This is a genomic window from Paenibacillus sp. GD4 (genome assembly GCF_030846225.1).
Classification (GTDB): domain Bacteria; phylum Bacillota; class Bacilli; order Paenibacillales; family NBRC-103111; genus Paenibacillus_G; species Paenibacillus_G silviterrae.
Map to the genome: position 1 here is coordinate 1,933,396 of NZ_JAVCYK010000001.1, position 11,312 is coordinate 1,944,707.

General features: G+C 53.5%; 7 tRNA genes and 7 rRNA genes. All 14 read right to left on the reverse strand.

The annotated features are described in order from the left end of the window. Positions 1–15: 15 nt before the first annotated feature. A tRNA-Asp gene (locus RAC89_RS09045) sits at positions 16–92 on the reverse strand. An 11-nt stretch (positions 93–103) separates the two neighbouring features. Continuing rightward, positions 104–180 (reverse strand) — tRNA-Met (locus tag RAC89_RS09050). Positions 181–196: 16 nt separating this feature from the next. Continuing rightward, positions 197–272, reverse strand: a tRNA-Val gene (locus RAC89_RS09055). A gap of 7 nt (positions 273–279) precedes the next feature. Then, a tRNA-Glu gene (locus RAC89_RS09060) sits at positions 280–354 on the reverse strand. Positions 355–361: 7 nt separating this feature from the next. After that, positions 362–437 (reverse strand) — tRNA-Asn (locus tag RAC89_RS09065). A 68-nt stretch (positions 438–505) separates the two neighbouring features. Further along, a 23S ribosomal RNA gene (locus RAC89_RS09070) occupies positions 506–3,416 on the reverse strand. A 276-nt stretch (positions 3,417–3,692) separates the two neighbouring features. Further along, a 16S ribosomal RNA gene (locus RAC89_RS09075) occupies positions 3,693–5,227 on the reverse strand. A gap of 329 nt (positions 5,228–5,556) precedes the next feature. After that, positions 5,557–5,673, reverse strand: a 5S ribosomal RNA gene (gene rrf / locus RAC89_RS09080). Positions 5,674–5,769: 96 nt separating this feature from the next. Then, positions 5,770–8,681 (reverse strand): 23S ribosomal RNA (locus tag RAC89_RS09085). A gap of 226 nt (positions 8,682–8,907) precedes the next feature. Continuing rightward, positions 8,908–8,983: transfer RNA gene (locus RAC89_RS09090), tRNA-Ala, on the reverse strand. A 20-nt stretch (positions 8,984–9,003) separates the two neighbouring features. Further along, positions 9,004–9,080, reverse strand: a tRNA-Ile gene (locus tag RAC89_RS09095). A gap of 32 nt (positions 9,081–9,112) precedes the next feature. Next, positions 9,113–9,229 (reverse strand): 5S ribosomal RNA (gene rrf / locus RAC89_RS09100). A gap of 94 nt (positions 9,230–9,323) precedes the next feature. After that, a 16S ribosomal RNA gene (locus tag RAC89_RS09105) occupies positions 9,324–10,858 on the reverse strand. A gap of 329 nt (positions 10,859–11,187) precedes the next feature. Then, positions 11,188–11,304: ribosomal RNA gene (gene rrf / locus RAC89_RS09110) — 5S ribosomal RNA — on the reverse strand. The 16S, 23S and 5S rRNA genes sit together here with 7 tRNA genes alongside, the layout of an rRNA operon. Positions 11,305–11,312: the final 8 nt, after the last annotated feature.

Genomic DNA, 11,312 nt, shown 5'->3' on the forward strand with positions numbered 1-11,312 from the left:
TCACAGGTTGTTATATGGCGGAGCCGACGGGATTCGAACCCGCGGTCTCCTGCGTGACAGGCAGGCATGTTAGGCCTCTACACCACGGCTCCGCAATAAAAATTGGTTGCGGGGGCAGGATTTGAACCTGCGGCCTTCGGGTTATGAGCCCGACGAGCTACCGGGCTGCTCCACCCCGCGTCGTGTGAATCTTATATGGTGGAGGCTGACGGGATCGAACCGCCGACCCTCTGCTTGTAAGGCAGATGCTCTCCCAGCTGAGCTAAGCCTCCATATTAGTGGTGACCCGTAGGGGATTCGAACCCCTGTTACCTCCGTGAAAGGGAGGTGTCTTAACCCCTTGACCAACGGGCCTTATAAGTGGCTCCCCGAACAGGACTCGAACCTGTGACAACTCGATTAACAGTCGAGTGCTCTACCAACTGAGCTATCAGGGAATAGCGTTTCAAAGCGACTTGCGCCTTGAAAACTGGATTCGAAACTTCAGCAAATGTCATATGCTTTATAGGATAAGCCCTCGACCGATTAGTATTCGTCAGCTCCACACGTTGCCGCGCTTCCACCCCGAACCTATCTACCTCGTCGTCTACAAGGGGTCTTACATACTGGGAAATCTCATCTTGAGGGGGGCTTCACGCTTAGATGCTTTCAGCGCTTATCCCTTCCGTACTTGGCTATCCAGCCGTGCCTCTGGCGAGACAACTGGTACACCAGCGGTACGTCCATCCCGGTCCTCTCGTACTAAGGACAGCTCCTCTCAAATTTCCTACGCCCGCGACAGATAGGGACCGAACTGTCTCACGACGTTCTGAACCCAGCTCGCGTACCGCTTTAATGGGCGAACAGCCCAACCCTTGGGACCTACTTCAGCCCCAGGATGCGATGAGCCGACATCGAGGTGCCAAACCTCCCCGTCGATGTGGACTCTTGGGGGAGATAAGCCTGTTATCCCCAGGGTAGCTTTTATCCGTTGAGCGATGGCCCTTCCATTCGGTACCACCGGATCACTAAGCCCGACTTTCGTCCCTGCTCGACCTGTTTGTCTCGCAGTCAAGCTCCCTTATGCCTTTGCACTCTTCGAATGATTTCCAACCATTCTGAGGGAACCTTGGGGCGCCTCCGTTACTCTTTAGGAGGCGACCGCCCCAGTCAAACTGCCTACCTGACACTGTCCCCACACCAGCTAATGGTGCCAGGTTAGAACTCCGATACGATCAGGGTGGTATCCCAACGGCGCCTCCACCGAAGCTGGCGCTCCGGCTTCCTAGGCTCCCACCTATCCTGTACAGATCGTACCAAAGTCCAATATCAAGCTGCAGTAAAGCTCCATGGGGTCTTTCCGTCTTGTCGCGGGTAACCTGCATCTTCACAGGTATTAAAATTTCACCGGATCTCTCGTCGAGACAGCGCCCAAGTCGTTACGCCATTCGTGCGGGTCAGAATTTACCTGACAAGGAATTTCGCTACCTTAGGACCGTTATAGTTACGGCCGCCGTTTACTGGGGCTTCGGTTCACAGCTTCGGATTGCTCCTAACCGCTCCCCTTAACCTTCCAGCACCGGGCAGGCGTCAGCCCGTATACTTCGCCTTGCGGCTTCGCACAGACCTGTGTTTTTGCTAAACAGTCGCTTGGGCCTTTTCACTGCGGCCCCCTCGGGCTATTCACCCTACCGAGGCACCCCTTCTCCCGAAGTTACGGGGTCATTTTGCCGAGTTCCTTAACGAGAGTTCTTCCGAGCGCCTTAGCATGCTCTGCTCGCCTACCTGTGTCGGTTTGCGGTACGGGCACCTTCTCCCTGGCTAGAGGCTTTTCTTGGCAGCTTGAACTCATGACCTTCGCTACTAAAATTTCGCTCCCCATCACAGCCCAGCCTTTCGGTTAGCGGATTTGCCTACTAACCAGCCTCGCTGCTTGGACGGACATCCATCAGTCCGCGTCACTATCCTTCTGCGTCACCCCATTGCTCATAACGGTTCACGGTGGTACAGGAATTTCAACCTGTTGTCCTTCGACTACGCCTTTCGGCCTCGCCTTAGGTCCCGACTTACCCTGAGCGGACGAACCTTCCTCAGGAACCCTTAGGCTTACGGCGGACAAGATTCTCACTTGTCTTTTCGTTACTCATACCGGCATTCTCACTTGTAACCGCTCCAGCTGTCCTCACGATCAACCTTCACTGCTGTTACAACGCTCCCCTACTGCCCATCATTGGACCCATAGCTTCGGTGGTGTGTTTAGCCCCGTTACATTTTCGGCGCAGAGTCACTCGACCAGTGAGCTATTACGCACTCTTTCAATGGTGGCTGCTTCTAAGCCAACATCCTGGTTGTCTTTGCAACTCCACATCCTTTCCCACTTAACACACACTTGGGGACCTTAGCTGATGATCTGGGCTGTTTCCCTCTTGACAATGGATCTTAGCACTCACTGTCTGACTCCCGGGTTAAAGTCTGCGGCATTCAGAGTTTGACTGGACTTGGTAACCCTTGGCGGGCCCCGCACCCAATCAGTGCTTTACCTCCGCGACTCATCACCCGAGGCTAGCCCTAAAGCTATTTCGGGGAGAACCAGCTATCTCCGAGTTCGATTGGAATTTCTCCGCTACCCCCACCTCATCCCCGAATTTTTCAACATTCGTGGGTTCGGGCCTCCAGTGCGTGTTACCGCACCTTCACCCTGGACAGGGGTAGATCACACGGTTTCGGGTCTACGTCTACGTACTTATTCGCCCTATTCAGACTCGCTTTCGCTGCGGCTCCGGCTTCTCACCTTAACCTTGCGCGTAAACGTAACTCGCCGGTTCATTCTACAAAAGGCACGCCATCACTCATTAACGAGCTCTGACTTCTTGTAAGCACACGGTTTCAGGTTCTTTTTCACTCCGCTCCCGCGGTTCTTTTCACCTTTCCCTCACGGTACTGCTTCACTATCGGTCACCAGGGAGTATTTAGCCTTGGCAGATGGTCCTGCCGGATTCCGACGGGGTTTCACGTGTCCCGCCGTACTCAGGATCCGTCTAGAGTCTCGGTTGCTTTCGGTTACGGGGCTGTTACCCACTTTGGCCGGCCTTTCCAGACCTGTTCGCCTACCAACCTGCACTCACATTGACGTCCTACAACCCCAAGGGGCAAGCCCCTTGGTTTGGGCTGTTCCGCTTTCGCTCGCCGCTACTGACGGAATCACTTTTGTTTTCTTTTCCTGAGGGTACTTAGATGTTTCAGTTCCCCTCGTCTGCCTCCTACACAGCTATGTATTCACTGTGTGGTACGTGAGTATTACCTCACGCGGGTTCCCCCATTCGGACATCCCCGGATCAAAGCCTGCTTACGGCTCCCCGAGGCATTTCGTCGTTCGCCACGTCCTTCTTCGGCTCCTGGTGCCTAGGCATCCTCCGTGTGCTCTTATTAGCTTAACCTATCGCTTCATATGCTATTTCTTCGTTCCGTTGTGCTTCGCACAAAGTCACTCTTAAACAACATATTTCGCTAGTAGCTATTCTAAGATCGGATGATCTTCGACATTTTGCTTTGTTTCGATATCCAGTTTTCAAGGAACAAGAGTTCTGAAAGGCATTGCACCTTTCAAAACTGAACAACGAGGAGAGTGAGTTCGCTGCAACTGTTACATCGTGGAACGATGTCAGTTGTCAGCTATTATGTCCGATGGCCTACAGCCATCATGGACTCCATAGAAAGGAGGTGATCCAGCCGCACCTTCCGATACGGCTACCTTGTTACGACTTCACCCCAATCATCTACCCCACCTTCGGCGGCTGGCTCCTTGCGGTTACCCCACCGACTTCGGGTGTTGTAAACTCTCGTGGTGTGACGGGCGGTGTGTACAAGACCCGGGAACGTATTCACCGCGGCATGCTGATCCGCGATTACTAGCAATTCCGACTTCATGCAGGCGAGTTGCAGCCTGCAATCCGAACTGAGACCGGCTTCTAAGGATTCGCTCCGGATCGCTCCTTCGCTGCCCGTTGTACCGGCCATTGTAGTACGTGTGTAGCCCAGGTCATAAGGGGCATGATGATTTGACGTCATCCCCACCTTCCTCCGGTTTGTCACCGGCAGTCACTTCAGAGTGCCCAACCTAATGCTGGCAACTGAAATCAAGGGTTGCGCTCGTTGCGGGACTTAACCCAACATCTCACGACACGAGCTGACGACAACCATGCACCACCTGTCTCCTCTGTCCCGAAGGCCTGCCCTATCTCTAGGACATTCAGAGGGATGTCAAGACCTGGTAAGGTTCTTCGCGTTGCTTCGAATTAAACCACATACTCCACTGCTTGTGCGGGTCCCCGTCAATTCCTTTGAGTTTCACTCTTGCGAGCGTACTCCCCAGGCGGAGTGCTTACTGTGTTTACTTCGGCACCAAGGGTATCGAAACCCCTAACACCTAGCACTCATCGTTTACGGCGTGGACTACCAGGGTATCTAATCCTGTTTGCTCCCCACGCTTTCGCGCCTCAGCGTCAGTTACAGTCCAGAAAGTCGCCTTCGCCACTGGTGTTCCTCCACATCTCTACGCATTTCACCGCTACACGTGGAATTCCACTTTCCTCTCCTGCACTCAAGTCTCCCAGTTTTCAGTGCGAACCAGGGTTGAGCCCTGGGCTTAAACACCAAACTTAAAAGACCGCCTGCGCGCGCTTTACGCCCAATAATTCCGGACAACGCTTGCCCCCTACGTATTACCGCGGCTGCTGGCACGTAGTTAGCCGGGGCTTTCTTCTCAGGTACCGTCATTTCCAGGGCAGTTACTCCCCGGAACGTTCTTCCCTGGCAACAGAGCTTTACGATCCGAAAACCTTCATCACTCACGCGGCGTTGCTCCGTCAGACTTTCGTCCATTGCGGAAGATTCCCTACTGCTGCCTCCCGTAGGAGTCTGGGCCGTGTCTCAGTCCCAGTGTGGCCGATCACCCTCTCAGGTCGGCTACGCATCGTCGCCTTGGTGAGCCGTTACCTCACCAACTAGCTAATGCGCCGCAGGCCCATCTGTAAGCCACAGCTTGCGCCGTGTTTCCAAGCTCCTCCATGCGAAGAAGCCATCTATCCGGTCTTAGCTACCGTTTCCGGTAGTTATCCCGGTCTTACAGGCAGGTTGCCTACGTGTTACTCACCCGTCCGCCGCTAGGGTCCGAAGACCCTCGCTCGACTTGCATGTATTAGGCACGCCGCCAGCGTTCGTCCTGAGCCAGGATCAAACTCTCCAATAAAGTAGTTTGACTTGCTCATGTTCAAAGCTAGCACGAATCCGAAGATTCGTTTTATTTTCACTCTCTCGTTGTTCAGTTTTCAAAGGGCAATTTCACTGCTTAAGGAATGTAGCATATTTCATTATGTTTTGCAACTTTTTGTTTTTCCATCCAAGAGGTATTCCTGCGAGGTCAGATCCACGATGTTTGTTGCGTTCCGCTGCGCTCTCTCAAGCGGCGGAGTCATAATATATCATGTTGTCATTCTCTTTGCAAGTCCGAATTCTTCCATCCGGAGTCATTCGGGTAAGGCATAATAAAGAGTCCTCCGGTGTCCCAAAGGACTCTTTGCTTGGCGACGTTCTACTCTCCCAGGACCCTTCGGTCCAAGTACCATCGACGCTGGAAGGCTTAACGGTCGTGTTCGGTATGGGTACGCGTGGTTCCCTTCCGCCATCATCACCAAACGTGATGCTTCTGCCAAGAAACATCTAGGTTGTTGTTCAAAGCGACTTGCGCCTTGAAAACTGGATTCGAAACTTCAGCAAATGTCATATGCTTTATAGGATAAGCCCTCGACCGATTAGTATTCGTCAGCTCCACACGTTGCCGCGCTTCCACCCCGAACCTATCTACCTCGTCGTCTACAAGGGGTCTTACATACTGGGAAATCTCATCTTGAGGGGGGCTTCACGCTTAGATGCTTTCAGCGCTTATCCCTTCCGTACTTGGCTATCCAGCCGTGCCTCTGGCGAGACAACTGGTACACCAGCGGTACGTCCATCCCGGTCCTCTCGTACTAAGGACAGCTCCTCTCAAATTTCCTACGCCCGCGACAGATAGGGACCGAACTGTCTCACGACGTTCTGAACCCAGCTCGCGTACCGCTTTAATGGGCGAACAGCCCAACCCTTGGGACCTACTTCAGCCCCAGGATGCGATGAGCCGACATCGAGGTGCCAAACCTCCCCGTCGATGTGGACTCTTGGGGGAGATAAGCCTGTTATCCCCAGGGTAGCTTTTATCCGTTGAGCGATGGCCCTTCCATTCGGTACCACCGGATCACTAAGCCCGACTTTCGTCCCTGCTCGACCTGTTTGTCTCGCAGTCAAGCTCCCTTATGCCTTTGCACTCTTCGAATGATTTCCAACCATTCTGAGGGAACCTTGGGGCGCCTCCGTTACTCTTTAGGAGGCGACCGCCCCAGTCAAACTGCCTACCTGACACTGTCCCCACACCAGCTAATGGTGCCAGGTTAGAACTCCGATACGATCAGGGTGGTATCCCAACGGCGCCTCCACCGAAGCTGGCGCTCCGGCTTCCTAGGCTCCCACCTATCCTGTACAGATCGTACCAAAGTCCAATATCAAGCTGCAGTAAAGCTCCATGGGGTCTTTCCGTCTTGTCGCGGGTAACCTGCATCTTCACAGGTATTAAAATTTCACCGGATCTCTCGTCGAGACAGCGCCCAAGTCGTTACGCCATTCGTGCGGGTCAGAATTTACCTGACAAGGAATTTCGCTACCTTAGGACCGTTATAGTTACGGCCGCCGTTTACTGGGGCTTCGGTTCACAGCTTCGGATTGCTCCTAACCGCTCCCCTTAACCTTCCAGCACCGGGCAGGCGTCAGCCCGTATACTTCGCCTTGCGGCTTCGCACAGACCTGTGTTTTTGCTAAACAGTCGCTTGGGCCTTTTCACTGCGGCCCCCTCGGGCTATTCACCCTACCGAGGCACCCCTTCTCCCGAAGTTACGGGGTCATTTTGCCGAGTTCCTTAACGAGAGTTCTTCCGAGCGCCTTAGCATGCTCTGCTCGCCTACCTGTGTCGGTTTGCGGTACGGGCACCTTCTCCCTGGCTAGAGGCTTTTCTTGGCAGCTTGAACTCATGACCTTCGCTACTGTAATTTCGCTCCCCATCACAGCCCAGCCTTTCGGTTAGCGGATTTGCCTACTAACCAGCCTCGCTGCTTGGACGGACATCCATCAGTCCGCGTCACTATCCTTCTGCGTCACCCCATCGCTCATAACGGTTCACGGTGGTACAGGAATTTCAACCTGTTGTCCTTCGACTACGCCTTTCGGCCTCGCCTTAGGTCCCGACTTACCCTGAGCGGACGAACCTTCCTCAGGAACCCTTAGGCTTACGGCGGACAAGATTCTCACTTGTCTTTTCGTTACTCATACCGGCATTCTCACTTGTAACCGCTCCAGCTGTCCTCACGATCAACCTTCACTGCTGTTACAACGCTCCCCTACTGCCCAAAATTTGGACTCATAGCTTCGGTGGTGTGTTTAGCCCCGTTACATTTTCGGCGCAGAGTCACTCGACCAGTGAGCTATTACGCACTCTTTCAATGGTGGCTGCTTCTAAGCCAACATCCTGGTTGTCTTTGCAACTCCACATCCTTTCCCACTTAACACACACTTGGGGACCTTAGCTGATGATCTGGGCTGTTTCCCTCTTGACAATGGATCTTAGCACTCACTGTCTGACTCCCGGGTTAAAGTCTGCGGCATTCAGAGTTTGACTGGACTTGGTAACCCTTGGCGGGCCCCGCACCCAATCAGTGCTTTACCTCCGCGACTCATCACCCGAGGCTAGCCCTAAAGCTATTTCGGGGAGAACCAGCTATCTCCGAGTTCGATTGGAATTTCTCCGCTACCCCCACCTCATCCCCGAATTTTTCAACATTCGTGGGTTCGGGCCTCCAGTGCGTGTTACCGCACCTTCACCCTGGACAGGGGTAGATCACACGGTTTCGGGTCTACGTCTACGTACTTATTCGCCCTATTCAGACTCGCTTTCGCTGCGGCTCCGGCTTCTCACCTTAACCTTGCGCGTAAACGTAACTCGCCGGTTCATTCTACAAAAGGCACGCCATCACTCATTAACGAGCTCTGACTTCTTGTAAGCACACGGTTTCAGGTTCTTTTTCACTCCGCTCCCGCGGTTCTTTTCACCTTTCCCTCACGGTACTGCTTCACTATCGGTCACCAGGGAGTATTTAGCCTTGGCAGATGGTCCTGCCGGATTCCGACGGGGTTTCACGTGTCCCGCCGTACTCAGGATCCGTCTAGAGTCTCGGTTGCTTTCGGTTACGGGGCTGTTACCCACTTTGGCCGGCCTTTCCAGACCTGTTCGCCTACCAACCTGCACTCACATTGACGTCCTACAACCCCAAGGGGCAAGCCCCTTGGTTTGGGCTGTTCCGCTTTCGCTCGCCGCTACTGACGGAATCACTTTTGTTTTCTTTTCCTGAGGGTACTTAGATGTTTCAGTTCCCCTCGTCTGCCTCCTACACAGCTATGTATTCACTGTGTGGTACGTGAGTATTACCTCACGCGGGTTCCCCCATTCGGACATCCCCGGATCAAAGCCTGCTTACGGCTCCCCGAGGCATTTCGTCGTTCGCCACGTCCTTCTTCGGCTCCTGGTGCCTAGGCATCCTCCGTGTGCTCTTATTAGCTTAACCAATCGTTCGAATGATCTTGGTTCTCCGTTCCGTTGTGCTACGCACAAAGTCACTCCAAACTCAAGACATTCTCACTAGCAGCTAAAAGATCGATGATCTCGCATGCGCTCAATCATCACATCGTATAGATGTTTCGACATTTTGCTTTGTTTCGATATCCAGTTTTCAAGGAACAAGCGAAAAATCATCTTACCACGCTGCTACCGAAGTATCAAGTGGTAGGTTATGGTGGAGCCAAGCGGGATCGAACCGCTGACCTCCTGCTTGCAAGGCAGGCGCTCTCCCAGCTGAGCTATGGCCCCAAGAGAATATTAACTTAATATGGTGGGCCCTAGTGGACTCGAACCACCGACCTCACCCTTATCAGGGGTGCGCTCTAACCAGCTGAGCTAAGGGCCCTTATTGCTATATGATCCACTAAAAGCGGAATCGCTTGGCGACGTTCTACTCTCCCAGGACCCTTCGGTCCAAGTACCATCGACGCTGGAAGGCTTAACGGTCGTGTTCGGTATGGGTACGCGTGGTTCCCTTCCGCCATCATCACCAAACGATTTACTTGAAAGGCATTGCACCTTTCAAAACTGAACAACGAGGAGAGTGATTTTAATGTCCGATGGCCTGCAGCCATCATGGACTCCATAGAAAGGAGGTGATCCAGCCGCACCTTCCGATACGGCTACCTTGTTACGACTTCACCCCAATCATCTACCCCACCTTCGGCGGCTGGCTCCTTGCGGTTACCCCACCGACTTCGGGTGTTGTAAACTCTCGTGGTGTGACGGGCGGTGTGTACAAGACCCGGGAACGTATTCACCGCGGCATGCTGATCCGCGATTACTAGCAATTCCGACTTCATGCAGGCGAGTTGCAGCCTGCAATCCGAACTGAGACCGGCTTCTAAGGATTCGCTCCGGATCGCTCCTTCGCTGCCCGTTGTACCGGCCATTGTAGTACGTGTGTAGCCCAGGTCATAAGGGGCATGATGATTTGACGTCATCCCCACCTTCCTCCGGTTTGTCACCGGCAGTCACTTCAGAGTGCCCAACCTAATGCTGGCAACTGAAATCAAGGGTTGCGCTCGTTGCGGGACTTAACCCAACATCTCACGACACGAGCTGACGACAACCATGCACCACCTGTCTCCTCTGTCCCGAAGGCCTGCCCTATCTCTAGGACATTCAGAGGGATGTCAAGACCTGGTAAGGTTCTTCGCGTTGCTTCGAATTAAACCACATACTCCACTGCTTGTGCGGGTCCCCGTCAATTCCTTTGAGTTTCACTCTTGCGAGCGTACTCCCCAGGCGGAGTGCTTACTGTGTTTACTTCGGCACCAAGGGTATCGAAACCCCTAACACCTAGCACTCATCGTTTACGGCGTGGACTACCAGGGTATCTAATCCTGTTTGCTCCCCACGCTTTCGCGCCTCAGCGTCAGTTACAGTCCAGAAAGTCGCCTTCGCCACTGGTGTTCCTCCACATCTCTACGCATTTCACCGCTACACGTGGAATTCCACTTTCCTCTCCTGCACTCAAGTCTCCCAGTTTTCAGTGCGAACCAGGGTTGAGCCCTGGGCTTAAACACCAAACTTAAAAGACCGCCTGCGCGCGCTTTACGCCCAATAATTCCGGACAACGCTTGCCCCCTACGTATTACCGCGGCTGCTGGCACGTAGTTAGCCGGGGCTTTCTTCTCAGGTACCGTCATTTCCAGGGCAGTTACTCCCCGGAACGTTCTTCCCTGGCAACAGAGCTTTACGATCCGAAAACCTTCATCACTCACGCGGCGTTGCTCCGTCAGACTTTCGTCCATTGCGGAAGATTCCCTACTGCTGCCTCCCGTAGGAGTCTGGGCCGTGTCTCAGTCCCAGTGTGGCCGATCACCCTCTCAGGTCGGCTACGCATCGTCGCCTTGGTGAGCCGTTACCTCACCAACTAGCTAATGCGCCGCAGGCCCATCTGTAAGCCACAGCTTGCGCCGTGTTTCCAAGCTCCTCCATGCGAAGAAGCCATCTATCCGGTCTTAGCTACCGTTTCCGGTAGTTATCCCGGTCTTACAGGCAGGTTGCCTACGTGTTACTCACCCGTCCGCCGCTAGGGTCCGAAGACCCTCGCTCGACTTGCATGTATTAGGCACGCCGCCAGCGTTCGTCCTGAGCCAGGATCAAACTCTCCAATAAAGTAGTTTGACTTGCTCATGTTCAAAGCTAGCACGAATCCGAAGATTCGTTTTATTTTCACTCTCTCGTTGTTCAGTTTTCAAAGGGCAATTTCACTGCTTAAGGAATGTAGCATATTTCATTATGTTTTGCAACTTTTTGTTTTTCCATCCAAGAGGTATTCCTGCGAGGTCAGATCCACGATGTTTGTTGCGTTCCGCTGCGCTCTCTCAAGCGGCGGAGTCATAATATATCATGTTGTCATTCTCTTTGCAAGTCCGAATTCTTCCATCCGGAGTCATTCGGGTAAGGCATAATAAAGAGTCCTCCGGTGTCCCAAAGGACTCTTTGCTTGGCGACGTTCTACTCTCCCAGGACCCTTCGGTCCAAGTACCATCGACGCTGGAAGGCTTAACGGTCGTGTTCGGTATGGGTACGCGTGGTTCCCTTCCGCCATCATCACCAAACGTGATGC